21 protein-coding genes are annotated in these 24,351 nt (G+C 68.8%); 4 read left to right on the forward strand and 17 right to left on the reverse strand.

The genetic code is table 11. The features are described from left to right. Positions 1 to 335: 335 nt before the first annotated feature. On the reverse strand, positions 336 to 1,505 hold the full coding sequence (locus ACTOQ1_RS34945) for a recombinase family protein (protein ID WP_440072251.1): 1,170 nt from the start codon (positions 1,503 to 1,505) through the stop codon (positions 336 to 338). 352 nt (positions 1,506 to 1,857) lie between these two features. On the opposite strand from ACTOQ1_RS34945, the gene ACTOQ1_RS34950 reads away from it, so the two are divergent. Continuing rightward, entirely contained in the window at positions 1,858 to 3,297 is a 1,440-nt protein-coding gene (locus ACTOQ1_RS34950; protein WP_440072252.1) for a pentapeptide repeat-containing protein, read from the forward strand. A 4-nt stretch (positions 3,298 to 3,301) separates the two neighbouring features. Here the strand turns inward: ACTOQ1_RS34950 and ACTOQ1_RS34955 are convergent, their stop codons facing one another. The 11 genes from ACTOQ1_RS34955 to ACTOQ1_RS35005 form a co-directional block, all read right to left on the reverse strand. After that, a complete protein-coding gene (locus ACTOQ1_RS34955) occupies positions 3,302 to 3,679 on the reverse strand; it encodes a hypothetical protein (protein ID WP_440072253.1) in 378 nt (125 codons plus the stop codon). Positions 3,680 to 3,889: 210 nt separating this feature from the next. After that, on the reverse strand, positions 3,890 to 4,138 hold the full coding sequence (locus ACTOQ1_RS34960; RefSeq protein WP_440072254.1) for a recombinase family protein: 249 nt from the start codon (positions 4,136 to 4,138) through the stop codon (positions 3,890 to 3,892). Positions 4,139 to 4,233: 95 nt separating this feature from the next. Next, on the reverse strand, positions 4,234 to 6,936 hold the full coding sequence (locus ACTOQ1_RS34965; RefSeq protein ID WP_440072255.1) for a hypothetical protein: 2,703 nt from the start codon (positions 6,934 to 6,936) through the stop codon (positions 4,234 to 4,236). A 681-nt stretch (positions 6,937 to 7,617) separates the two neighbouring features. Beyond that, complete coding sequence (locus ACTOQ1_RS34970) at positions 7,618 to 7,881, reverse strand: DUF1883 domain-containing protein (protein ID WP_440072256.1); 264 nt, start codon at positions 7,879 to 7,881, stop codon at positions 7,618 to 7,620. A gap of 107 nt (positions 7,882 to 7,988) precedes the next feature. Next, positions 7,989 to 8,498: a hypothetical protein gene (locus ACTOQ1_RS34975; RefSeq protein ID WP_440072257.1), complete on the reverse strand. Its 510-nt coding sequence runs from the start codon at positions 8,496 to 8,498 to the stop codon at positions 7,989 to 7,991. Between the two features lie 210 nt (positions 8,499 to 8,708). Continuing rightward, a complete protein-coding gene (locus ACTOQ1_RS34980; RefSeq protein ID WP_440072258.1) occupies positions 8,709 to 10,610 on the reverse strand; it encodes a relaxase/mobilization nuclease domain-containing protein in 1,902 nt (633 codons plus the stop codon). Next, positions 10,607 to 11,092 (reverse strand): plasmid mobilization protein, encoded by a 486-nt coding sequence (locus ACTOQ1_RS34985; protein ID WP_440072259.1) that lies wholly within the window; start codon positions 11,090 to 11,092, stop codon positions 10,607 to 10,609. The genes ACTOQ1_RS34980 and ACTOQ1_RS34985 overlap by 4 nt, the downstream gene beginning before the upstream one ends. A 353-nt stretch (positions 11,093 to 11,445) precedes the next feature. After that, the gene (locus ACTOQ1_RS34990) at positions 11,446 to 11,598 is read right to left on the reverse strand and encodes a hypothetical protein (protein ID WP_440072260.1); all 153 of its coding nucleotides are present in this window, start codon (positions 11,596 to 11,598) and stop codon (positions 11,446 to 11,448) included. A gap of 142 nt (positions 11,599 to 11,740) precedes the next feature. Beyond that, positions 11,741 to 12,499 carry an MBL fold metallo-hydrolase gene (locus ACTOQ1_RS34995; RefSeq protein WP_440072261.1) on the reverse strand — a complete coding sequence of 253 codons (759 nt, stop codon included), beginning with the start codon at positions 12,497 to 12,499 and terminating at the stop codon, positions 11,741 to 11,743. Between the two features lie 818 nt (positions 12,500 to 13,317). Beyond that, a complete protein-coding gene (locus ACTOQ1_RS35000) occupies positions 13,318 to 14,247 on the reverse strand; it encodes a hypothetical protein (RefSeq protein WP_440072262.1) in 930 nt (309 codons plus the stop codon). A 126-nt stretch (positions 14,248 to 14,373) separates the two neighbouring features. After that, a complete protein-coding gene (locus ACTOQ1_RS35005) occupies positions 14,374 to 15,276 on the reverse strand; it encodes a hypothetical protein (RefSeq protein ID WP_440072263.1) in 903 nt (300 codons plus the stop codon). A gap of 896 nt (positions 15,277 to 16,172) precedes the next feature. Between ACTOQ1_RS35005 and ACTOQ1_RS35010 the strand changes: the two genes are divergently transcribed. Then, entirely contained in the window at positions 16,173 to 16,907 is a 735-nt protein-coding gene (locus ACTOQ1_RS35010) for a putative dsRNA-binding protein (protein WP_440072264.1), read from the forward strand. 363 nt (positions 16,908 to 17,270) lie between these two features. Here the strand turns inward: ACTOQ1_RS35010 and ACTOQ1_RS35015 are convergent, their stop codons facing one another. After that, positions 17,271 to 18,113, reverse strand: a complete 843-nt coding sequence (locus ACTOQ1_RS35015) for a helix-turn-helix transcriptional regulator (RefSeq protein ID WP_440072265.1) — start codon at positions 18,111 to 18,113, stop codon at positions 17,271 to 17,273. 144 nt (positions 18,114 to 18,257) lie between these two features. Here ACTOQ1_RS35015 and ACTOQ1_RS35020 point away from each other — a divergent pair, with 144 nt between their 5' ends. Then, complete coding sequence (locus tag ACTOQ1_RS35020; protein WP_440072266.1) at positions 18,258 to 19,037, forward strand: NAD(P)H-dependent oxidoreductase; 780 nt, start codon at positions 18,258 to 18,260, stop codon at positions 19,035 to 19,037. A 76-nt stretch (positions 19,038 to 19,113) separates the two neighbouring features. On the opposite strand, the gene ACTOQ1_RS35025 is transcribed toward ACTOQ1_RS35020, so the two are convergent. The 4 genes from ACTOQ1_RS35025 to ACTOQ1_RS35040 all read right to left on the reverse strand — a co-directional run bounded on the left by ACTOQ1_RS35025 (position 19,114) and on the right by ACTOQ1_RS35040 (position 23,319). Further along, on the reverse strand, positions 19,114 to 19,386 hold the full coding sequence (locus tag ACTOQ1_RS35025; protein ID WP_440072267.1) for a hypothetical protein: 273 nt from the start codon (positions 19,384 to 19,386) through the stop codon (positions 19,114 to 19,116). A 702-nt stretch (positions 19,387 to 20,088) separates the two neighbouring features. After that, on the reverse strand, positions 20,089 to 20,382 hold the full coding sequence (locus ACTOQ1_RS35030) for a hypothetical protein (RefSeq protein WP_440072268.1): 294 nt from the start codon (positions 20,380 to 20,382) through the stop codon (positions 20,089 to 20,091). 224 nt (positions 20,383 to 20,606) lie between these two features. Then, a complete protein-coding gene (locus ACTOQ1_RS35035) occupies positions 20,607 to 21,416 on the reverse strand; it encodes a hypothetical protein (protein WP_440072269.1) in 810 nt (269 codons plus the stop codon). 1,057 nt (positions 21,417 to 22,473) lie between these two features. After that, complete coding sequence (locus ACTOQ1_RS35040; protein WP_440072270.1) at positions 22,474 to 23,319, reverse strand: phosphotransferase; 846 nt, start codon at positions 23,317 to 23,319, stop codon at positions 22,474 to 22,476. A 368-nt stretch (positions 23,320 to 23,687) separates the two neighbouring features. On the opposite strand from ACTOQ1_RS35040, the gene ACTOQ1_RS35045 reads away from it, so the two are divergent. After that, the gene (locus tag ACTOQ1_RS35045; RefSeq protein ID WP_440072271.1) at positions 23,688 to 24,344 is read left to right on the forward strand and encodes a recombinase family protein; all 657 of its coding nucleotides are present in this window, start codon (positions 23,688 to 23,690) and stop codon (positions 24,342 to 24,344) included. Positions 24,345 to 24,351: the final 7 nt, after the last annotated feature.

Genomic DNA, 24,351 nt, shown 5'->3' on the forward strand with positions numbered 1-24,351 from the left:
CAGCCGCTTCACACAGAAGGTCCTTCGGGAGTCATCGGCCAGTGCGGCGGGGGTTCTGGGGGTGTGTGATGTGCGGCGTGTCGACGCTGGGCCCGACATGGGGTGTCGTTAAGAAACGCATCACCAGCCCCAAACGGCAACGTCTCCGCAGGTCAGGAAAGGGGTCTTCCGTAGAGGTATCGCCCCTCCAGGACCTTCGTGCCCCTCAGATGCGAGGCGCTAGCCTGCGTCTTCTCGCCCGTTTGGAGCTGGTGATGCGTTTCTTAACGACACCCCATGTAGGGCTGCTCGTCGTCGGCGTTCTTCACGTGCGCTCGTTCTCGGTTCGGTGCCGGTCAGGCCTCGCGTTCCCGGCGGCGCTGTTCGGTCCACCGGTGCCGAACATCGGCCACCAGCTCGGCGACCGCTTTGTCCCGGGTGGCCGGGTGGGCGCCGCGGCCTTTGCCGCTCAGGTGGTAGACGGGGCCGCCGCCGCGGTGGCGGGCCTGCCATCCTGATCGGGTGCCGCGAGCCGACAGGTTGGGCCGGACGGTGCCGAGGATGTCGCCGGCGACGATGACCCATTGCGAGCTGTCGACGTCGCCGGTGGCCAGGAGCTGGACGGCGGCGAGTTCGGCGTCGGTGTACCAGCGGCGGCGTGTGGCTGGATCCCCGTAGCGCTCCCACAGCGTCGGCTCGGTGACCTCGGTGACCTGGGCGACCTCGGTGGATTTGACGGCCTCGGTGACGGGCTTGGTTGTCGGTCGGGCCGAGGACGGACGGCGCGACCCTGCCGGTGCCTCCTCCTCGGCGGCCAGAAGGCGCGTCTTGGGCAGGGTGCTCTCACGGGGTGCGGCGGCCGGTATGGACTCGGTGGCGACAGAGAGTTCGGCCGGGGCCGGGCCAGCCATGGTCCGCTCGTCGCCTTCCAGGGCCCGGTACAGCGTGGAGCGGCCCACCCCGAGGTGTTTGGCGATGGCGGTGATGGATTCGCCGCGCTGGCGGCGGGCGCGGGCGATGGCCAGGGTGTCGGTGTCCAGGGCGGGGGGCCGGCCGCCTTTGCGGCCCTGGGCGGTGGCCGCGGCCAGGCCGTCCAGGGTGCGTTCGCGGATCATCTCGCGTTCCATCTCCGCGGCCATCGCCGCGACCATGAACAACAGCTTGTCGGCCATGGATTGGCCGCTCGGCCGGTGCAGGCCCGCGCAGATGCCCGACAGGATCTCCAAGTTGATGCCGCGCGGGGCGAGCTGGTCTTCCAAGAAGACCAGCAGCTCTTTCACGCTGCGGGCGATTCGGTCGGGTTTGTAGATGACCAGGGTGTCGCCGGCGTGCATCCGCGCCACGGTCGCGGCCAGCTTGGGCCGCTCGGTGCGGGTGCTGGCGGTCTCCTCGACGACCTCGCGGCAGTGCGCGGTGCTCAGCGCCTCCATCTGGGACAGGTGGTCTTGGGCGCGGGTGGAGACGCGGGCGTAGCCGATGCGGATCGCGTTCGACGGCACGGCGGCCGCTTCGGTGTGGGTGTTCACCCTTCCATCGTCCCGAAAACCGTCCCGTAACTCAATTCCTGGACGTACTGTTTCGGGACGAGTTTCGGGACGCTCGTTCCTGGGCGAATGCGTCTCGGCGACCATGCTCGTGTCGCCGTCCCGGAAACGATCATTTTCGGGACCATCATTTGTCAAAGAAGGAGGGTGGGGCGGATCCGATCACCACGGCGGCGGCCGACCCCTTCGCCTCCTGCTTGGCCCACAGCTTGGTCAGACCGGATAGAGCAATGGCAGGCTGCGTCGACCATGTCGGGCCCAGAGTCGACGCGCCGCACATCACACCCCCGGAACCCCCTCCGCACTGACCGACGACTCCCGAAGGACCTTCTGTGTGAAGCGGCTGATAACCCGCTCTACCTCCTTCACTGTTGATCTCGTGGCCAATCCAGACGAACCGACTCCCATCCCGCCAGGAAAAATCCCCAGGAAAGCCGCCCCCGGCCAAGGCCTACGGCTCGCCCAGATCGGGCCGACTCTCGCCCTCGCCCTGACGGTCTCGACCCTGCTCAGCGCCAGCCTGTTCGTCGGCGCCCTATGGCTGCTCGGCTTCCCCGCGCTCACCCCCGTCGGACAACAGGGTCTCTCGCTGACTCGACTACTGGATCTGCTCAAGCTCTCCTTCGCGGTGGTCGCCGGGGTCGGCGGCGTCATCGCCCTGGTCGTCGCCTACCGCAAGCAGAAGGTCACCGAAGCCGCCGAGCGCCGCCAGCAGGCCGCCGAGCTGCGCGCCGACGAAGCCCACCAGCGCGAGGCCACCAAACTGTTCAACGAGCGCTTCGCTACCGCCGCCAACCATCTAGGCCACGACTCCCCAGCCGTACGCCTCGCTGGCGTACACGCCCTCGCCGGCCTGGCCGACGACGCGCCCACCCGAGAGCTACGCCAGACCATGATCGACGTCTTATGCGCCTACCTGCGCATGCCCTACGCCCCCGACCCCGGCGACCATGGCAACCCGGCCGAACGCTTAGCCTTCGCTGGCCTGCGCGAGGTCCGCCACACCATCATCCGCGTCATCACCACCCACCTCCGCAAGGAGGCCGCCACCTCCTGGCAACGCCACAACTTCGACTTCACCGGAGTCGTCTTCGACGGCGGCGACTTCACCGGTGCGGAGTTCTCCGGCAGCACGATCGACTTCGGTAACGCGGTGTTCTCTGACGGCGCGGTCACCTTCGGTGACGCGCGGTTTTCCGGCGGCATGGTCATCTTCGACTACGCGAAGTTCTCCGGCGGGACGGTCATCTTCGATGATGCGGTGTTCTCTGGCAGCGCAGTCGGCTTCAACCGTGCGATGTTCCTCCGCAGCGCGGTCAGCTTTAACGACGCGAAGTTCTCTGGCGGAGAGATCGACTTCAACGGTGCGAAGTTCTCCGGCGGCACAGTCACCTTCAACCATGCAGAGTTCTCCGGCGGGACGATCGACTTCCGCGAAGCGAAGTTCTCCAGCAGCACGATCGACTTCGGTGATGCGCAGTTTTCCGGCGGCACAGTCACCTTCGACTACGCGAAGTTTTCCGGTGGAAAGATCGGCTTCGACAGTGCACACTTCTCCGGCGGCACAGTCACCTTCGGTGACGCACGGTTTTCCGGCGGCATGATCATCTTCGACTACGCGAAGTTCTCTGGCGGCATGGTCGATTTCCGCAAGGTACGCGATTGGTCGCATCCGCCGGGGTTGCCGAACCCGGTGCCGACCGGTGTACTGCTTCCCGATCGGCTTAGTATCTCAATGCTGGAAGCGAGCGCAGAGGGGGCGGCCGAGTCCTAATCTCCTAACTTGCAACCCCCTGGAGGTAGTGCGTCAGGTGGTCCTCGGTCACCTGCAGCAGGCCGACGTCCGGCAGCTCGACCTTCAGCCAGCACAGGAAGGCGGCGGTGTCATTCAGGCGGGCGCGTCGGGTGGCGACGGCCTTGCCCGCGCGCAGCCAGGCCGCGACCGTCGACCATTCCGCAGGAGGAAGCGCGTCGACGAGGTCGACGTTGGCCGTCGGCACTTCGCCACCGTCGCCGCAGGCCCGGCGGGGGCGCAGGCCAGGGATGTCGCCGACGGTGGCCACCATCGGGATGGGCAGCGCGAGCGCCCCGGTGGGCGAGGCGGCCAGGACGGCGGAGGCGGGCCGGATGATGGCGGTGGGAACGATCTCGGTCACGTCGTCAGTGATCTCACCCGGTCTCACATAAATAGCATTGTGTGAGATCGAAACCGCGCGAGAGACGACCCCGGCCGGCGCGGGCCAACACTGGCCTGTTGGCGTCGAAGACGTATGAGGCTGTGACGAGAATTCCCGCTTCTGGCCTCCGGAGGTGACGAACGCCCCGCCGCACGACTCGCGCCGGGGCAGGGCGTTCGTGGTGAACTCCTATGAGAACAATTCGGCAGCGCGCCTCGACGCCTTCTCCGTGTCCGGGTGCTGTCTTGCGATCTCCTGCTGGACGTGCCGGGTGTGCAAGAGCCGGTCGACGTAGGACTTGGCCCATCGGGCCCTGCCTGCCGGAGTCGGCACGCCCTCGGCGTTCAACACCTCACCGATCTCCATGAGGCTGAACCCCTGGGTGCGATCCCGGAAGATCAACTTTTGGGCACTCGGGGACACGTTCGTTAACGGCATCCCATGATCGCCCGCTTGGAGCGTTACCGCGGATAAATCACTCACTATCCGCAGTAACGCTCAAGCCGGGCGACGCGGTGGCCGGGGGCGTGGTGTCAGGCCTGGTCGTGGAGCTCGGTGCGAGTGGCTTCGGCCTGGTCGGCGATGGTGGCCAGGACCGGCGGCGGCACGTGCTTGTCGCGGAAGGTCTCCACCATCTGGTCGAGGACGGCGTCGGCCTGTTTAAGGTCGTGGGCGCGGGCGTGCGAGCGGGCCAGGCGGCGCATGGTTTCGTTGAGGGTGATGTTGTCGACCCCGGCGTCGGTGCCGGTGTCCAGGGTGGTCTCCACGACCGCGCCGAGTTCCTCGATGCTGGTGGTGGTGTCGGCGGGCCGGACGCCGATGCCGTCGTCGCCGACGGTCAGGAAGTGACGTCCGGCGTTGGTGCCTTTGACCATGTGCGCGTAGACCGCGAGCGGGTGGTCGGGGTGGTTGGCGATGAGCTGGTCCAGCGCGGCGTTGCCTTCGGCCAGTTGCGGGGCGTCGGAGCCCAGCAGGGCCAGCAACGTGCCCTGCTGTGAGCCCATCAACAGGTCGCCCGCCTGCTTGTCCTGTTCGTTCTGTGGCGGGCTGACCTCTACGACGTGCTCGGGTGAGGTGACGGTGGAGCCGTCGGGGGCTCTGTAGAGGGCGCGCAGCCGGTAGCTGCCGGGCTGGGCGAAGGTGAGGCCGTCGGCGCCGTAGCCGAGGTAGGCGCTGTCGTAGAGGGCGGGGGTTTCGGCGTCGAGGGTGACGCGGCGGTGGCCGCTGCCGCAGTGGCGGGCCATGGGCAGGAAGGGACGGATGGCGCCGGCCGGGTCGGTGACCAGGATCGTCAGGTTGTCGTGGCGGGGGCTGAGGCTGGGGAATGCCTCGGCGCGGGGGGTGCTGCCGTCCAGGGACAGCTTGATCTCGGTGACGACGGGTTCCCCGTGGGAGAAGGCGGCGCGCCCGTACAACTCCAGCCGCAACCCTGACCGGCCGGCCGGTGGCAGGACGAACTCCTTCAGATCGCGACGATAGGCGGCACCGACACCGGCCTCCAAACCCAAGCCGCCCATGACGACGTTGTCGTAGAAGCCGTGGCGCAGGTGCCGCACTTCGTTGGGGGTGAACTGATAGGTGAAGGCCGCCCAGAAGGCGTCCTCGCCCTTCTCCCCGTTCGGACCCTGGTACTTGGCCTCGTAGTTCATCCACGACAGATCGCCGTACCCTTGACGCGGCCCGAGCGGCTGCGGGGGATCGGCGAGGTTCTTCTGCCAGCTGTGCACCAGGTTGAGGGCGTGGCCGATCTCGTGCACCCAGGTGTGGATATCCCCGCGTCCTCCGAGCATCTGCGCCTCGGCCAGCGCGTTGTGGAACACAGCCATCCCTTGGCGTGGAGATCCTTGGCGGTCGAACATGATGCCCAGGGTGTCGGACACCTTGCCGTCGTCCTCGGCGTGGTGAGTGGCGATGAAGCTCCACAGCTTCCACTGCCGGGCGTCGCGATGGCTGCTGAAGTTGCTGACCATCGCGGCATGCAGCTCGGCGTTGGACCACCTCAGGTCCGCGCCCGCCTGGGCGACGCCGATCTCGTTGACGACGGTGCCGGCCGTGCGCAGCTCGATCCCGGCCTCGGCGTAGACCGACTGGACGGTGATCAGCTTTTTGCCCAGGCCAGATGGGCGGGGATCGGCGGTGGTGGCGTACTGGGGGGCCGGTGTGGTGCCCGCCATGGCGTCGATCTCCCAGTCGATGGTGCGCAGGAACCGGGAGACGTAGGCGCAGGTGAACTCGATGGGCGAGTTTCCGTCGGCCTCGCTGCGGGTGAGGGTGAAGGTGCCGCCGGGAGCGAGCTTGTCCACGACCACCGAAATCTTCGGCATCTGGGTGTCGTGGGCGAACTTCGCGGTGCCGGTGATGGTGGCCGGCAGCGTGACGGGCTGGCTGCCCTCCAGGACGAAGGAGTTGAGGTACTTGTCGCCGGGGTCGGTGAAGGTGTCCCCGGAGATCACCGGCAGCGGGCCCGTCAGATCGACGCGGAGATCGATCCGCTCGCCGTCGGCCGTGCCGGAGAAACGCCCGGCGGCCGGCAGCCGGGGTTTGTGGTACTCGGCGGGCACGGCGCCGAGCCCGGCCGACACCTGGGCGTAGCTGCCGACGACCACGGGGCCTGTGTTCCAATCGAGGTACATCGCCCGGTCGCCCTTGATCAGCAGGGTCCGGTAGAAGGCGCCTCCTCCTGGGAGGAACGCGGCGTGGTCGAAGTCGCCGCTCATGTCCGCGGGCAGCCTCTTCCACCCCTCGCTGACGTCGGTCAACGGCCCTTCGTGGTAGCAGCCCCGGCTGCCCTGGGGGCTCCACTCGATGATCGCGCACCGGTTCCCCTTGAACAGCATGGTGCGGTGGTTCGGCAGTTGCATGACGGTGTCGATGTCGCTGCGGTAGCCGGGCGGGATGAACTTGCCGAAGCTCGGATGGCCGATGATCGGCCCCTGATACTTGGCGCCGTGTTGGTTCCAGACCCAGTCCAGGCACTCGTCGCCGACGATGAAGATCGACCGGCGGGGGTACTCGGTCACCATGACCTCGAACGCCGCGTCACTGCAACTGGCGAACGGCTCGGGCATCCCGGCCAGTTCCCCGAAAAAGGCCTGTGACAGCGGTCCCTCCGACAGCAGGTTGTCCTGGTTGATGAAGGCGGCTCGGTCCTCCCGCAGGACCAGCGCTCTCCACGGATCGTCCCGCGTCGGAAGGACCGCGTTGAATCCGGTCGTCTTCACCCGTACGAACCCCATCGTTACGCCTCCTGGCCGGACCCTGCGGGCCCACGCCGCTGACGCTAAGAGAGCGCACCGATACCCACAATGATCACAACATGTCAGGTTGGACCGAAACAAAGTGAACAGGTACCTCATTTCATTGCGGATCGCCCCTTACTCCTCGATTTCTCACTCGGCCACGACCAGCAGCGCCCGCGCCGCCTCTCTGCCTCGGCGCGAAACCGCAGGTCCCGGGTCGAAAGCGCCCAGGCCTGGACCTGGCCGCAAGGGGTAGATCACATCGGCTCTGCCACACCCGCCCCGTCAGCCTCGGAAGAAGACCGCCGTAAACATCGCCATCCCGTGGCCTCATCCGGCCACCAGTGCAGCGGTCCAGGCTTCTTACATGTCCGACGCGCCTCGGTCAGGAAACATCCCTCAGGGTCAGGTGTTGCGACCACCTTCAGAGCCCAAGCCACAGGGCGGGGCCACTTGGGATGCCGTTAACGAACGTGTCCCCGAGTGCCCAAAAGTTGATCTTCCGGGATAAGCACACGTCACGAGCAGGTTCCCGGCTCACGGGAATGGTTCTTCCCGCCGCGTACCGGCCGGCAGAGACAGACTCCGCGTCTGAGATTCCGCAGGTGAGCACCTAAATGGCGGCTGGTGACAGCTTCGTTAACGGCACCCCTAGTTCGCCCGGCCGGGATCACGCCGTCAGTCGAAGATCTCGGTGACCTGGACCTTGATCCGGTGGGCGTTACTGTCGACGACGAGGTACCAGCTGTCGTCGTAGGGGACTTCCAGGACGACGGGGCTGACGTTGAAGAAGCCGCCATGGAACTCGTACTCATCCCCGTCGAGATACGCCTGGTACTCGTCGGCGTCCATGAGGCACACCCGGGCGGCCGAGCCGCGCAGTTCCACCTCGAAGCAGGCGCCGCCCGCGCACGATCCGATGTCCCAGTAGAGATGGTCCACACGCCATTAGTAGCCGCTCGCGCGAGGAGCGGGAAGCCGTCCCCGGGGATGGCTCTCTGTCCAGCTGGGGCCTCGTCGACCGCACGGGGCACCGGGGAGCGGCGCGGTCATCGCGAGCGGCGGCCAGCGTTGCGCTGCAGGTGCCCCATGCCGCCGGGGTAGGCCTCGCCGAGCGTGGCCGCGACCTCGGTCAGGCGCCGGTACAGCTTCTCGTGGTGCCAGTGCTGGCGGCCCAGTTCGCCTTCGCGCAGCTGCTCGGTGAGCTCCTGCAGCAGCGTCATCCACCCGGCCGCAGTCGAGACGGCCGGTGCGCTCTGTTCGGCAGGCGGGGGAGCCGGGCGGGTCTGCACGACGGTCTGGCGGATCACCTCGCGTACCGGCTCGCTGCGCGCGGTGCCGGCGACGATGTCGCGCTGCAGCCGGGCCTCGGCCGTACGCACTTCCCAGGCGCGGTTGCGGCACGACTTCGAGCAGTAGGACGGCGGGCGGCCGCGCCCGGAGTAGGCCACGAACACGCTGCACCAGCCGCACGAACGGCCCTCCAGGCGCTCCTCGACGCGCATATGCAGGCGCCTGCGCAGCGAGGGACTCGGTAACGGGTCGGGCTCGGCAGACATCCGCCCTCCCTCCTCTTTTCATCCCGGACGTATCGGCACGAAAAATGGCCATACCTTAGCACTGTGTGGTGATCTGGTTCTCTGTGCTGCTGCTTGGTGTGGCTTGTCTGGCTGTCTCTGGCTCTGTGGCTGTCTGGTCTTCGTGATCTCTGCTGTGTGGTGCTGGCCTGTCCGTGCTTCGTCTTGTCTTGGCTCTGGCGGCTGTGGTGGCTATCTGCCTCGTCCGCCTCGTCCCGGTGAGGGGCCGCGCCGTGGCGTCGGCCGGGTGGTCCGCTGGGCCTGGGCGCGCTGGGCCTGCTGGGCCTGGGCGGCCTGGGCGCGTTCGGTGCGCTCCTGGGCGACGCGCTCGGCGGGCATCGCGGCGCGCAGGCCGATCTCCTCGGTGATGGCGGCCAACTGCCGGCGAGCCTCGGCGACGGTGGCCGGGCGACGTCGGCCGGGGAAGGCCAGCGCGGCCGCCGCCGCGCCGTGCGCCTCCTGGTCAACGGGCCGGGCCGGGGGAGGCGGAGCGGCGGGCGGTGGGTTGCTGAGCCGGGCCAGATCGTCGGCTGCCACGACGGCCAGCTGCGCCAGGCGGGCGTCGGAGATGGCGCCGTAGCGGCGCTGCGTCCAGGCCGGGGCATGCTCGGCGCGGCGCCGGTGCAGATCGCGGGCCAAGGCCTCGGCGTGCGTGGTGAGGGAGGCGGCCTGGCGCAGCTGCCGGTGCTGGGTGTGCCAGGCGGCGATGGTGGCCACCAGCACCACCAGCGCGGCCGCCACCACCATCCACGTCGCGGTCGCCGGACCCTCGCGGACGGCCTGACGGATGATCCGGGCAACAGCCCGCACCTCGCCCCCGACCGGCGTACGGCTGCGCGCTTCGCTGCGGGGGGCCTGGGCCGACCAGGCCAGGCGATCGGCCAGCGCCGCGATCGGTCCCGGCCCGCCCCCGCGTCCTTCGACGCGCTCGGCGAGCGCGGCCAGCATCGCGGCCGCGCCCCGGCACCCGATCCGCCAGGCCACCACGTCGCCGGGCGGGGTGTGGCGCAGCCGCTCGTGGACGGCGTCGACCAGCTGCGCGGCGCGCTTCCACTGCGCGACGTCGACGGCGGCCTGCTCGCCGGGACCGGGCGGGCTCGCGGCCGCCGCCGGGGAGCGTCGCCACTCGGCGAGCGCCTGGTGCTCGCCGCCGTCGACGTCCCAGTGCTCGCGCAGCCGGGGCAGGGTCAGGTCCGCGGCGAGTTTGCCGCCGCCGAACCAGACCGCTGTTCGCCCGTCGACGGGGCGCAGCGCGGCCGAGTAGCCGACCACGCGCTCTTGGCCGCCGGTGGCGAACCGGGGCCGCACCCACACCCCGCAGTCCTTGGCCTGGCGGACGAACTCGGCTTCACTGGCCGAGCTCGCGGCCGCCGACCGGATCAGGCGGGCCAGGCGCTGGCGGTCCGGGTCCCCGCCTCCTGGGCCTGGCTCGGCGGCCGGGCTCCTCGAGGGCGGACCGGTGCCGGCACCGCGCACCCGGGCAGGCTGGGCACGCTGGAGGCGCTGGGCGCGTTCGGCCTCGGCGCGGCTGTAGCCGGGCAGGCCTCGCCCGGGACGTCCCTCGACCACGTACAGGCCGAAGCGGCGCTCCATGTCCGCGCACAGCGCCGACATGACCCGCCGGTCACGGCCCGGCGCGGCCAAGGTGCCGTCCTCGCGCACCAGGTTGACCGCCAGGTGAATGTGATCGTTGCCTCCGGCCGAGGGACCGTGATGGACGGCGATCCACCGGCACGGCGCCTTCCCGGTGGAGTCGTCGAAGCCCAGCCGCTCCACGGCCGCGCGGGCCACGACCGCCCACTGCTCATCGGCCAGGACCTCGCCGGCGGGCAGGGAAATGGCGCAGTGCCACACCCAGCCCTGCTCCGGGGCGATCCCGGCAATGACGCGGTGGTCATCCAGCGCGTGCCCCAGCTCCAGGACCTGATCCCAGTGCTGGGGTGCGTCCAGGCGGGCGCCGTCGACGACCTCCAGGACGTGATCGGCTGCGATCACCCGCTGGTCGCGGTGCTCGTTGGCCCGGCCCGGCCCGAACAGGTAACGCAGCAGGCCGCCGACGTCGCGGCCGTGCTGGGCGGCGATCTTGTTGATCACCGCTCGTCCCCGCCCTGTTCCTGGCCCTCGTCCTGGTCCTCATCGACGGGCGGTTCGGGGGCCAGCTGGGTCAGGGCGAGTTCGAGGCGGTGGGCGGCCTGGCCCACCACGCGCATCGTCGCCTCCGTCTCGGCGGCCGCCGGGGCCTGGCCGCTGTTGGCCCTGGCCGCCAGCTGGTTGACGTTGCCGCCGATCGCGCTCAGCACCCGCCGCGCGGCCGCCACCTCCCGGGCCAGCGCCCGGCGCTCGGCCACCGCCATCAACCGCTCCCCTCCGGACAGGGAGGTGAGCATCGTCTCGGCGAGCAGGTTCGGCACGCTCATCCCGGCGGCCGCGGCCGCCTGGTCGACCAGGCGCTGTTCGGCGTCGGTGAAGCGCACCGTGTTGCGGTTGGGGCGCCCACCGGCCACCCGCCGCCGGCGCCCGCCCGGCCCGCCTCCGGGGCGAGGCTCGGGCGGTGAGGCGTCCTCGACGTCGACCACCGGCCTCCACCTTTCCCAGCGAAGCGACCCCGCCCCCCCGGGCGGGGACAGATCACCTACGACGGTAGGCGGGGGACCAACGCGGGCGAAAGCCCCGAACGGGCCAGCGGCGAACAGGCGTCTGTTCTTCATCTTGCTCACGCAGGAAACCGGCACCGACTCCGCTGGGCCCGCGCGTCGACGGGGAGGTCTTCTCCCTTCCCTCCCCGCTCCCCGGCTCGTCCCCCACGGCCCTTCCGGGGTCCCTGGGGTCCTGGCCGAAAATCCAAGCTCTCGCGGTGCCTGGTGGGGCGGGGCGCCGGACGCAGCCCGAGCATGCGCAGGACTGGGTGGCCCGGGAAGGCCGGCGCCGATCAGGAGTGGTCGAGGGCCTGGTTCAGGGCGTGGCCGGCGATCTCCTCCCAGCTCTGCTGGGCGGGCATGAGGTGGGACCGGCCGGTGAGGGCGTCAAGACGATGTGCGGGGAGTGGATCTCGGTGACGCGGCTGCGGGCGTGTTTTGGCCATGAACCGCTGGGTGGCGGGCGGGATGGGCTTGTCCTGGTTCGGGGTGAGGTACCGGGAGGGGATCGTCTTCCAGGCTGGCCTTGCGCCGAGTCCGTCGGCGTCCGGGCCCGCGTCGCGGTCCCGGACGGTGCGTGAGGAGGATCTAGGACGAGGGCGTGGTGTCGATGACGGTGGCGAGGCCGCGTTCCGCCCAGTGCAGGCGGTCGTCCAGGCCGGCCCGCGCGAAGGCGTCGGTGATGCCGTCGCGTCCCTGGGTGAAGTGCTCCCAGGCGTCGTAGTGCACGGGCACGACCGTTCCCGCGCCCAGTGACTGTGTGAGGCGCGCCCCTTGCTCGCCGTCCATGGTGATGTAGTCGTTGCCGAAGTACGGCACGACCGCGGCTCCGAAGTGGAGGACGGCGGCGCCGACGGTATAGCGGCGGCCGATCTCGTCGAGCTCGTCGTAGTAGACGGTGTCGCCGGAGATGTAGAGGGCCTCGTCTTCGCCGGGGACGCGGAGCAGGAAGCCGATGACGTCGCCGGCGTGGCGTCCTGGGGTGGCGGTGACGAGCAGCGTCCCGTGCTCGCCGGTGAGTTCGTGGCTCTCCCAGGGGGCGAGGCCGACCGCGCCGTCGCCGAGCCGCCTGGCGCCGCTGACGGTCGTCAGCACGGTCCGGCCCTCCAGCAGCGCCCGGCCGGCGGCGTCGAGGTTGTCGGGGTGCTCGTCGTGGCTGAGGAGGATCGCGTCAAGGACGGGCAGATCACCGGGCTCGACCGCGGGGCCGAGAAGGCTGCGCAGGGTGACGGGCCCTGTGGGGTACTCGGTGGGGGCGGGGTCGAAGGCGGGGTCGGTCAGCAGGTTCAGGCCGCCCGCTTGGAGGAGGACGGTCGCGGTTCCGATGTAGGTGAGGGTCGTCTTCATGGGTTCTCCCTGGAAGGGGTGGCCGGCCGAATACCGGGACTGGAGCACCGGACATGCCGCCCGGCGGAGAGCGGTCAGAACGTTCGTCAACGGGCATCAGCATGCGCGGATCACCGGTGAGACGTCATCAGTCAAATGACTACACCTGGCTCGGCTGTGGCGAAACCGTGGAGTTCGCACCCGGCCGCGGCAGAGGTGGATGAGAACTCTGCGGGGAGCGCTCGGCACGGGACGGGCGGCAGCGTGAGGACGGTCGAGGAGCGCTCCGCACGATCTTGGCAGTGCTGTGGGCAGGCGCGATGACCGCCGTACCTCCCGGCGGTGGGTTCCGGGGCCGCGAGGCGTCCCAAGCACGGGCCGACTTCGCCGAGCTCAAGGTAGACGCCTATGACAGTTTCTCCGCGCACAACACCCCGCTCCCCGGCCCGTCCCCCACGGCCCTTCCGGCCGGCGCGCGGCCGACTGTCCAGTCCCGACCGAGCGCAGCGAGGGGAGAGGACTTGACTGGCGGCAAGCGTCGGCCACACTGTCGGCCGGGGGCGAGGCGGCCCTCGACAGCCGGGGCGGATTACTTCTGAGAATTGACATTCTCGGATTTACCTCGCAAAGAGGCATGCACTGTATGAAACCAGCATCAGTGCACCCGAACCTCCCGCACCGCTCGATGGCCCGTACCAGCCGTACTCTGGTGACACCTCTTGAAACCCCTCAACAAGAACGCTCGCGGTATCCGCGCGGCGAGCCCCGGGCGGTAAGGTGTGCGACCCGGGACCCTTTACTACGTAGATTTATGGGAAACGGGCTGGTAGAGGCCGCGCTTAGTCGGAGGCGAAGGGGAGCATCGACCCCACCGACCCACTCGCGCGGCCGGTAGCCAGAGCGTCGAGCAGCAGGTCAAGAACACGGGTAGGCGGCGGGTAGCCACCGGCCTGGGCGATGAGGTGGTCGCGGGCCCGGTGCTTGCGAGCCGCGGCGGTGCGCGCGGCCCGGTAAGCCGGATCGGCGGCGATCTGTTGTGCAACTTCAGGGATCCGCGGTTCGACCTCGGCGTAGTGGCGCTGTTCGGCGATCACCGCCCGGTCCGTGGCCTGGCGGATCGCGGCAGAGGTAACGAAGGTGGGGAGCTCATCGAAGGGACCCGCATCACACTCGGGGGAGGCGAGATAGATCCGCGCCACCCGCCGGCGGCCGGTCTCGGTGCTGGCGCGAAACTCCGCTTTGGCCAGCAACTCCTGGGTCAGCCGCTCGACGAGGGCCACCCGGTCGGCCTCGGACAACTGCGGCTCGTCGTCGTCTTCGTCCTCCGGCGGCACGAGGGCGTCCACCTCGGTGCGCAGCCGCTCGTACCAGGAGGCGTCGGCGACCCAGCGGTGCACGACGCCCTGGTACACGAACGCCACCTCCAGGCTGGTCGTCCAGCCGTTGAACCGGGCCGCGCTCTGGCGCAGCTTGGCCCTTTGAGCACGCAGCACCGGATCGAGCTCTTCGCCCAGGACGTCGTCCTCGGCGAGCTCGACGAGGTCGTCAACGTCGAACGGTGCGGGTTCGATGTAGGCGAGCTTTTGCTGCGCGGCCACGACCAGATCGAGGAAGTCCTCCAGGTTCATGTCCTCGGGATCCAGGCAGAGGTAGGCGCTCTGCCGTGTGATCGGCGCGACCGGCACCACCCTCACCCCCCGGTCGCCTGCCAGGTCGACGGCGCGCTCGGCGAGCAGCGACAGCTCGTCCGTGGCGGTCTTCAACTCCACATGCCCCTCCTATCCAGCGGATGTGTCACATCGGAGGAAGGTAGCGAACGACACTGACAATTCGTGGTGATCTTTTTACGTAGCGTCACAATCGTTGGAAGGTGAAGCGTCAGTCAGGGAACCTGATCAGTCGGTCAGGCAGGCATACCAGGTCGACCCGCCGTAGATCGAGCGGCTCCAGGCGTCGCGGTCCCAGCCGGTCACCGTCCGGCCGGTCAGTGCGGTGACGACGGCGACCGCCGCTTCCTGGGCCCCGGCCTGGTCGCGGGTCGCGATGCCGTTGCCGAACAGGCCGAACTCCAGGACGTCCAAGTCGCCGTCGGGCCCGTACAGGTGCCAGCGGCCCTCGACGCGCACCAGGCAGACGTCGGTCTCGCTCCCCTCCCGCCCGACCGGGACGTCTTCCCCAGCGGGGACGTCCTCACGGACGTCCAGGACGTCTTGGCCATCTGCGGGGACGTCTTGCCGGACGTCCGGGACGTCCTGGTCGTGCTGCTGAACCCGACCGGCCAGCGCTGCGGCCTGGCGGTAGTCCGCGGCGGTGGCGGCGTGGCCCCGGGCGGTGCCGGCCGCGCTGGAAGCCAGGCGCGCGAGGGTGGTGGCCAGCTCGGCCAGGTGCGCCTCCCACCCGGTCACCGGATCTGCGGCCGCCTGGCCGACGTCCTCGCCGTCGCCCTGGTCGACGCCAAGGAGGCGGTGCTCGGCCTCCACCAGCTCGGCGGCCACCACTACCAGGCGCTCGACGGTGCGCGTCAGCTGCCGGCGCTGCCAGATGGCCTGCGGCAGGGCGGCCTCAGCGCGGCGCTTGGCCCAATGCGCGGCCTGACGACACGACGTCCCGCAGTAGCGGGCCGGTCGACCGGCCCGCGCCGCAGCAATCGGACTCCCACACACCGGGCAGGCCGGCCCCGGCTCGGCCGCGCTCACCGCGCACCGCCGGGGACGCTGAGGTTGCGTCGCGCGAAGGCCTGCACCGCGGTGGGCGACGAAACGCGCGGCCCGGCCCGCACCGGGGATGGGGGTGGTCATGGGTCGGGGTCTCCTCGTGGCGGTGTCGGGCGGCCATCAGCTCGACCAGCCGGGCGCGCTCGGCGGCGTAGTCGATGTCGGGCAGGTGCTCGGGCTCGGGCTCGCTGACCCAGCGCGGCCAAGCCGGGACAAGCAGGGCGTGGCGGTCCAGGACCTCGCGCCGGAAGATCTCCTCCGGCTCGACCAGCACGGGCGACGGCGCCTGAGCGGGCCGTTGAGCGGCGATCTGGGCGCCCGGAATTCAGCTGCCCCACCCGTCGCTACAAGTGCCCCACGACGTTCTGAGCGGGCCGGATCCGAGGAGTGCGGGCGGGGCGGCGCGTCGTGGTGACCCCGGCCGCGCAGTTCCTGGGCGTAGCGGCGGGCTTGGTCGACCAGCGCGGCCCGGCGCGCGGCGTTGCGCTCGGCGTTGGCGGCCAGCCACGCGGCGTGCGCCGCGCCGTCGTCGTCGACGGCCAGGGTGGCCAGGCGGCGGGCAGCGCGCCGGGCCCGGCAACGCCTTGCCGATCCGCCAGCGCAACACCCCGGCCAGGTCAGAAGCGCTGGCTACCTGCTCGCACAACAGCTCGGTGGCCTCGGACTCGGGCATGTGCCGCAGCAGCAACGCCACCAGATGCGACACCTCGGCCACCTCCCGGTCGCTGAGGACCTGGCCGTCTCGCTGCCGGGCTCACCGCGGCTGCAGCGACAACACGAAATCGACGGCCTGGGCCCTCTCCTCGATGCGATCTTTGCCCCGGAACGGCAACCCGTGCGGCCGCCGAGACGGCTATGAGGAGCGAGGCGGATGGGAGGGGTAAGCCCCTCTCGCGTATGTCGGAAGGGCCGCCTCCGCTGTGCCGCTCGCTGGCTCTGCAGCTCTCGGCGGTGAGGCTGCTCTGGCAGGGTGGGCTGTCGTGAGTACCGATGAGCAGCATCTGGTTCCGGCCTCGCGTCGCCGCGGCGGCCTGGTGGCCACCCGCGGTGGCCACCAGGAGAATGAGCGGTCGTTCTTCTGCCGGATCTGCCAGCGCGCCGAGCGCGGGGTGTGGGTGCCGGCGGGGTGGTATCTCCTCGAGCGCGCACCGGGCGGCAAGGGCCGCCACATCCGTCTGGGCTTGTACTGCAGCGTCGCCTGCCTGGTGCGCGCCGGGGAGATGCTGGAGGCCGGGGCGGCCGAACACGCCGCCCGGATGGACCTGCCCACCGAAGAAGACCGGCGCCGCGAACGCGCCCGCGTCACCGACATCGCCCAGACACTGCTGTCGGGCGGGCTGACGATCCGCCAGGCCGCCGAGAGCTTGAACGTGGAGACCTTCACCCTGAAGACGTGGCTGAAGGAAGCCGGCATCCAGATCAGCCCGGCCGCGCCCGTAACGGCGAGGTCAGCAGAGTCGTCGGGCGGGGTGGGGTCGGGGGAGCGTCATCCGGTGAGCGTGTTGAACGAGCTGACCCAGCAGGGCCGCATCGAGACGGTCACCTGGACGGTGGAGTCAACCGGCCCGTCGCACGCCCCGGCTTTCACCGCGGCCGCCGCCACCCGCTTGCTCGCCACGAACACGCCGGTCCGCGGTGAGGGGAGCGGGGCGAGTAAGGCGGCCGCCCGGTCGGCAGCCGCCGCCGTGCTGCTGACCCGCCTCAATGCTCTATAAGCCTCCAGAGGCCAGCACGGACCGGCACGGGAGGCAGGCGGTCAGCTGCCCCGACCCCTTGAGGAGAGCGCCCTGCCGCTGCCCCAGATCCCGCTCGACGACCCGCGTATCCTGGGCCTGGCCAAGGCTCACCAGCAGCTCGCCCCACGACGGGCGCTCGCCCCGACCTGGGAGGAGCTGACTGACAAGGAGCGGGAGGGCTCCCCTTCCCGATGCCCGGACGTCACTCCGCGTCCGAACCCCAGGCGAAATCCCGGGCACGCCTACCTCGCCACCCTCGGCCACTACGCCTCGGCGCAGACACAGCCGAACGCATCACTCGCGAAGACGACCCGCCAACCGCCTCTGCTGACCGCAACGGACTTATTTCGTTACCGGCAGGCCTTTCACTGTGGGATGTCCATCACCACTGAGCGCGCCCAGCAGGCGCAGCCCGTCCTCGGTGGGGCTCCCGGGTGCCGCGGACAGCACCAGCAGCTCCATGCCCGATTCATCCGGCAGCGCGAAGTTCTCCTGGTGCAGTTCCAGCAGTCCGACCAGCGGGTGCCGGTACGCCTTGCGTCCATATGTGCGGGAGCGCACGTCCGCGCGGGCCCAGAGGCGGCGGAAGCGCTTGCTGCCCATCGCCAGCTCGCCGATAAGCGAGGCCAGGCCCGGGTCGTCGGGGTACTTCCCGGCCGCCAGGCGCAGGTGCCCGACCACGTCTAGGGTGCATTTCTCCCAGTCGGCATACAGGCCGCGCTCGTCCTCATCGAGGAAGATGTGCCGGGCGGTGTTCAAGCCCGGCATCTCCCGACCGTAGAGGAGCCCGGCGAGGCGGTTCCCGGCGGCCACGTCCAGCCGGTGGTCCATGATCAGGGCGGGCGCGTCGGTGACCAGGTCGAGTACGCGAAGCAGCTCCGGCCGCAGGCGCCCGCTGGGCGACTTGGCGCGGCGACGGCGCTGCCGGGCGAGCCGGTACAGGTGCCCGCGTTCGGTCTCGTCGAGGCCGAGGACGCGGGCGAGCGCGTCGAGGACCTGTTCGGAGGGCTGGGTGGCGCGGCCCTGCTCCAGGCGTACGTAGTAGTCGACGCTGACTCCGGACAGGTGCGCGACCTCTTCGCGGCGCAGCCCTTCGACGCGGCGGCGGCTGTCGGTGGGGATGCCGACGGCCGCTGGGTCGACCCGGGAGCGCCGGGTGCGCAGGAAGCCCGCGAGATCGTCCATGCCCCCAGTATGGCTCCGGTAACGCACGTGAAGGTGGTCCTGCTGTTACCAGGAAGTCCCGTCCGATGGAAGAGGCGCCCCTGAATGACGAGGCCTCGGCGGCCCGAGCATCTATGGCGACACACCTCTTTGAAGGGAACAGCCATGAAGACGCTCATTGTCTACGCCCACCCCGAGCCGCGTTCGCTGAACGGCTCTTTGAAGGACCTCGCCGTGTCCACTCTCGAAGCCGCCGGGCACGAGGTGCGGGTGAGCGACCTGTACGCGATGAACTGGAAGGCCGTGGTGGACGCGGCGGACTTCGGCGAGCACGCCACGAGCCCGCTGCAGGTGATACCGAGTTCGGCCGGGGCCTACGACGCCGGCGCGCTCACGCCCGACGTGGCGGCCGAGCAGGAGAAGCTCCTGTGGGCCGACACGGTGGTCTTCCAGTTCCCGATGTGGTGGTACACGATGCCGGCGATCCTCAAAGGCTGGGTGGACCGGGTGTTCTCCTTCCACTTCGCGTACGGCGTCGGAGTGCACGACGAGACCCGGTACGGCGAGCGTTTCGGTGAGGGGACGCTGCAGGGACGGCGGGCGATCCTGTCGGTGACCGTCGGGGGCCCGGAGTCCCACTACACCGATCGCGGGATCAACGGCCCGATCGAGGACCTGCTGTTCCCGATCCACCACGGGATCCTGTACTACCCGGGCGTGGAGGTGCTGCCGCCGTTCGTGCTGTACGGCACCGACCGGATAAGCGACCAGGACTACCCGGACGTCGCCAAGGCATGGAAGCAGCGCCTGCTCACCCTGGAGTCGACCGAGCCGATCGCGTTCCGGCGCCAGAACTTCGGTGACTACGAGATCCCGTCACTGCGGTTGAAGGAGGGCCTGGAAGTGCCGGGCCGCAAGGGTTTCAGCCTGCACGTGCGGGGTTAGCCGCCGGCGAGAGACAGGACGAGCGACCACCCGCATCAGAACGGTCAGTGACGATAACCCGAGCTCCGACGGCTCGCTAACGCCACTGGCCGTTCGGTTGCTGCTCAACCCCCGTGGCCAGGTCCACCCCGGCGTCGAGCAGCTCCCCGATGAACGTGCGCCGGAAGTCGTGCGGCGTCGGCGCCGCTTTCACTTCCGCCTCCTGCAGCCGCCGGTTCAGGGCCTTACGGATGGCCTGGCCGGTCAGGTGCCGGACCCGGCCGCCGTTCATCCAGATATGCCCGCCCCTCCGGAACGGCGCGAACAACCCACCCGGCGCCCGGCCGCGTACCTCCAGCCACGCCAGCATCCGCCGATTGGCCTCCACCGTCAGTTAGACGATCCTCTCCTTGTTGCCCTTCCCGCGGATCCGCAGCGAGCAAGCGCCAGCGTCGTAGTTCGACAGCATCGTCCCGGCGAGCTCCTTACGGCGGGCCCCAGTCCGGGTCCAGCCGAGGTACGGCCAGAACCGGCCATGGGTTGATCTTGAAGCCCCGGACCTGAGCAAAGTGCGAATCGCCAGTACGGCTGAGCTCCACTTCCACTTCCGAGATGAGCCAATCTCGGAAGTCGACTCCATGCCGCGCTTCCGAGATTCCGCACCCCAGAGTCACGGAGACGCTCCGGTTCACTTCCGAGATTACGAACATGATCGACTGATGGCCGGTTTCACCCGTATCTCGGCTGGACCCGCACCACACTGGGCAAAGGACTGTGGGGCCTGTGACCGGGGACGCGCCATGGTCAGAACTCTTCGTCGTCGAGCTGGCGGCGTAGCTGTTCGCGTTCGTCGTCGGTGATGCCGGTCAGCCATTCCCGCCGGGTGACGGGGTGTCGGTAAGAATCGTGTCACCAGGCCCAAACGAGCACGTTCGTTCAGCTCAGCCGGGCTGAGTTCATAGAACAGAACGTGCCTTCTGTAGGTCGGCGCCCTTCACTGACGAGGCACTGAGCAGGCATAACGCCAACGCATGTACCTGGTTGCATCAGTCTTACCGACACCCCTTCTTGGCTACGACGGCCGTCGGCGACGCCGCGGCCGGGGTCCGGGAAGCGTTGGCAGCGGCGTCGGTACGTCCCAGTCGATAACTCGCAAGCCAGCAGTTTTGATGTCCTGCTCGCTGACGCCAAGGAGCCGAATTGGGGTCTTGCCGCCTTCGCGCGCGAGCCACGCCACCCGCCACCACTTCTCGGAGTGCGAGATCGCGTTCCAGTCGTCGGTGACGACGCCGGCGGCTGCGGCCTGTTCGTCGCTGACCCAGGCGAAGCGGCCCGCCGGATGCTTCCCTGTGCTGAGCAGGATCAAGCCCCACGCTGTGCGATAGTCCATGGTCGTCCCGCAGGCCGATAGCAGTCTGTATGTACGCCAGTGGAGGCGGGGGAACAGGACCCAGCGCCATGCCTTCAACGTCATCTCTTCAGATTCCCAGCCGCCTGACGCTCGTGCGAGTCAGTTGTTCATCACGTGCGCCAGCGAGTTGATCGGCCGGAGTCGGAAACCGCTCTTCCGCCGATTCACTGGGTACCCGCTCACAGCAGATTCCGTGCCGTCAACCAGGCGTTCCATGCCTCCACGATGTCGTCGGCCAACTCGATGACGTCGTACTTTTGCCCCCCGGAGGTCACATGCCACTGGTGTTCCGCGATAACGGGGGAGCCGAGAAAGATCGAGACGCTCTGGTTGCTGATCCTGGTGCTGTCATCGCCGGTCTTGCTGGTTCCGGCCTTCAGCCTGCGGTGCTTGACGCCATTACAGAGGTCGGCGGCCAGGCGAAGAACCGGGACACTCCGCTGCGGGTTGGTGAAGAGCGCCTCAACGTCGCTGTTGGGCGGGATGCGCGGATCGTCGTCGTTCTTCAGCCAGTCCTTGAGGTGGTAGGCGTCCTGGAAGAAGTGGAGCAGACGGTCACGGGCTTCGTTAGATCCTCCGCTCATGGCTCCCGAGGCGGCCTCCATGAGGCGGACGTGGCTGCGCAGCATCCGCTGATGCTGATCCCGCCAGCCCTCACCAAGCGGCCCAAGGCGAGGCTCGTGACCTTCGACGATCTCCCCGGTGCCTGCGAGCAGCACGTACGCGGACCTCACCTCCGACTCGGCGGGATCTGCGCCAACCGGAACGACGCACAGGTTCGCGCCAGCAAGAGTTCGCGCCGCAACGTCTGCCGCTTCCCAGCTCGGCTCGGCGGGCGTCAGATATAGACGAGCCTTGCCCTGCTGGACGAACAGACATGCACCAGGCTGGGGATCTTTGGCTGCGGGCTCATCATCGGTCTCCCGGACAGTGAACCCGACGTGCGCGAGTGCTTTTGCGGCCTTGTCCCGTATCTGCTGCACGTCCACGCTGATGCTCCTGCGAGTCGAAGGATGAGGTAGGCCGCAGCACCGTGCTCACAGGGCCGGTCCCACGGGTGAACCGGCCCCTCAGGGTCTAGGCCACCCTCTGGGGCTAGAGGGGTCAACCTCTAGCCCCAGAGGGCCGTTGGATCTACCAAGGGCGGCTTGTCACGGTGATTAGAGGCGGCCGAAGAGCGGCAGGTTCGTCGCGTCGACACCGGACATGATGAGGATGATCACCAGGATCGCAATCACCCCGTTGCGGAGGTGAGCCCCCCAGCTCTCGGGGATCGCGAGGGACGCGACGCACTACTGCGAGTTGCCGTTCATGTTGCTCTCCTAGCCTTCGATGGACATGGTTCACGCCCACCGGACTGGATTGCACCGTGTACACGCACTGGAATACTCTGCTGAGGTGAAGCAACAGGTACTTAGTGCTTGGACTCGGTGACACGGGTCCGGTGGTACCTCTTGAGGGGCCCGAAACCATCTTCAGTGGTTTCGGGCCCCTCTTTCGTCTGCCTGCTTTCGGCTAGCGGTCGCTCGCGCCCAAAGCAACGGAGACACAACATGTGGAATATCATTGTGGAGTGATTACCAGATGTTGTGGATAACGGTAGAAGTGCGTGACCATGAACGCAAGTTGAAACGACCTTGCCGCGCGAAGTGGCTGATCAGGCCATATAACCTGGCGTGTCCCCTCGCCATGCTATCGGTGGGGGTGCCGTTAAATCCCGTCTGTCTCAAATACGGGAAATCCGAAACTCCCGACGAAAACCCCCACTGGTTGCACCGGCGACTTCTGGCCCCACCGACGACAAGTACCCGCGGCGCGGTCGGCGCGGTCGGCGCGGTCGGCGCGCAGGATGGGGCATCTCGGAGATGATGGCGCCGTGAACGCTTTGGACATCATGGACACTTTGATCACATTCCTGCACGCTCGCATTGACGAAGACGAACAGGAGTGGCGCCATCCAAAACGGCGTCCTCCTCCCGAAGGCGTCCCCAGCCCCAAAGCAGGTCTTTGATTGCGCCGTGGTGCCTCGCAGGCCTCATGGCGGTTTCACGGTAGGAGCGCCAGCGCCTCCTCGGTGTTGTGCTCGGCGATCGACTGCATGAACGACCGGTCGGGGAAGTCTCCGTCGAGGAGTCGCAGCGGACCGGCCACCAAAGACAGGCGCATCGCGAGCATGAACAGATCGAGGCGTTGCGGATCAAGACCGGGCTGGGACAGTGCCGCGTATCGCTCGCCGAAGCGGAGCTGGAGGAAGACATGTTCCCACTCCACGTCGAAGTACATCAGCCCCTCGATGTCGATCAATACGGCGTGCCCGTCACCGTCGACCAGGACGTGGTCAGGACCCAGCTCTCCGTGGATCAGCCCGTACTCCGCGCGCGGGGCCACCCGCGCAGCCAGATCCCGCAACCGGTCGCCCAACGCGCCGGCTGCTCCTGCGATCCTGCCGTCCCGGTCCGCTGCCTCCTCCAGATCCCGCAACGCACGTTCGAGCACCAGAGCCTCGCACGAGGCGCCGTCCGCTGTGACGCCCTGCTCCAGCAGGTCTACCCGGCCATACCGGGGAAAGTGGTGGCGGTGCATCGCCTTGAGCATCCCGGCGAGGTCGCCCAGGGCAGCCGCCGCGCGCGCGGGATCAGCTTCGAAGAGTCCCTCGAGCGGGCCGCCACAGACGTCCTCGACCACGGCGACATCGGCCCGATAGCGGTGTCGGCTGTCGTCGGCCAGGAGGAGTCGTGGAACCCGCACTCCCAGCCTGTCCAGGCTCCGCTGCGCGGCCAGGAAAGGTACCAGCCCGGATGCTGGCGCGAGCAGATCGGCGCTACTGGCCTCTTCCGCGGCAGGCCAGAAGTTCTCCAACTCGGCCCAGCTGTACACGACCACACTCGCCACGGGAGCTCCATCAACGCGGACCCGGTACACCCCCTTCTTGCTCCCCCCGCGCAACCGGTCCACTCCGACAACACGGCATCCCGAACCCAACACCTCACGCACAAGCCCGGATAGGTCTTCTATTTCCGCGAACCTCCGCATCCCCACAACCTAATGAAGGCATCGAGACTCCGACGCACCACGATCGCGCTGCGGTGCCTGCGTAGAGGTGTCGGGGTTAGAAGGTTTCTCGACAGGGCGCTCACCTGGCCCCGAGAAACGGGCACAGAAGGACAAAACACCACGGTTGGCGGGGCTTTTCGGGTTCCGATTGACGACAAGATTTTCCGACAGGTAGAACGAGGCTTCGTCCTTACTGAGGAGCGCCGGTGCGGATCGTCTACTCCCGCTCGTCCACCGCGGCCCAGTCCCTGTTGCGGCAGCGGCACATCCTCACCGAGGCCGGGCTGCTGGTCCGGACCGAGGGGGTCGCCGAGGGGTTCCACCCGGCTCCGGGGGTGCGGCTGTTCGAGGACCCGGCGATGACCTCCAAGATTCCCGCGCTGGAGCGGCCCGCGTTCGCCAGGGTCGCCGCCGCCGCGCATCCCGGCGACATCCTCACGGTGTCGGAGCTGTTCCGGCTGTGCCGCGACCTGGTCGACATCCACGCTGTCCGTGACTGGTGCCAGGCTCGCGGCGTGGTGCTGCGGGTGTTGTCCGGGCCGTTGTCGAACTTCCACGACCTGGCCGCCAATGACGCGACCACTGCCCTGATCATCAACGTGATCACTGCTGTTGGGCAGTTCCAGCGCGACCTGCAGAACGAGCTGACGGCCGAGGGGGTCGCCGCGGCGGAAGCCGAAGGCCGCTATCGCGGTCGGCCGCCCGCGCTGACCGGCGTCCGGCTCGAGGAGGTGCGGTCAATGTTCCAGGACCAAGGCGCCTCGATCGCGGCACTCGCACGCGCGCAGGGGGTGAGCCGCGCTGCCGTCCGGACCGCGCTGGCCGATCTGCTGCCTGACCAGATGCTCCCGCGATCGCCCTGATCGCGGG

It is taken from the genome of Streptosporangium sp. OZ121 (assembly GCF_051918885.1).
Taxonomy (GTDB): Bacteria; Actinomycetota; Actinomycetes; order Streptosporangiales; family Streptosporangiaceae; genus Streptosporangium.

What these genes read in the sequence shown, in the direction of transcription:
- ACTOQ1_RS35020 (WP_440072266.1), top strand. Translation starts at nt 18,258, where the DNA reads ATGAAGACGCTCATTGTCTACGCCCACCCCGAGCCGCGTTCGCTGAAC.
- ACTOQ1_RS35025 (WP_440072267.1), bottom strand. Translation starts at nt 19,386, where the DNA reads ATGCTGGCGTGGCTGGAGGTACGCGGCCGGGCGCCGGGTGGGTTGTTC.
- ACTOQ1_RS34960 (WP_440072254.1), bottom strand. Translation starts at nt 4,138, where the DNA reads ATGCCGTTAACGAACGTGTCCCCGAGTGCCCAAAAGTTGATCTTCCGG.
- ACTOQ1_RS34990 (WP_440072260.1), bottom strand. Translation starts at nt 11,598, where the DNA reads ATGGCCAAAACACGCCCGCAGCCGCGTCACCGAGATCCACTCCCCGCA.
- ACTOQ1_RS35015 (WP_440072265.1), bottom strand. Translation starts at nt 18,113, where the DNA reads ATGGACGATCTCGCGGGCTTCCTGCGCACCCGGCGCTCCCGGGTCGAC.
- ACTOQ1_RS34965 (WP_440072255.1), bottom strand. Translation starts at nt 6,936, where the DNA reads ATGGGGTTCGTACGGGTGAAGACGACCGGATTCAACGCGGTCCTTCCG.
- ACTOQ1_RS34995 (WP_440072261.1), bottom strand. Translation starts at nt 12,499, where the DNA reads ATGAAGACGACCCTCACCTACATCGGAACCGCGACCGTCCTCCTCCAA.
- ACTOQ1_RS35005 (WP_440072263.1), bottom strand. Translation starts at nt 15,276, where the DNA reads ATGACCACCCCCATCCCCGGTGCGGGCCGGGCCGCGCGTTTCGTCGCC.
- ACTOQ1_RS34975 (WP_440072257.1), bottom strand. Translation starts at nt 8,498, where the DNA reads ATGTCTGCCGAGCCCGACCCGTTACCGAGTCCCTCGCTGCGCAGGCGC.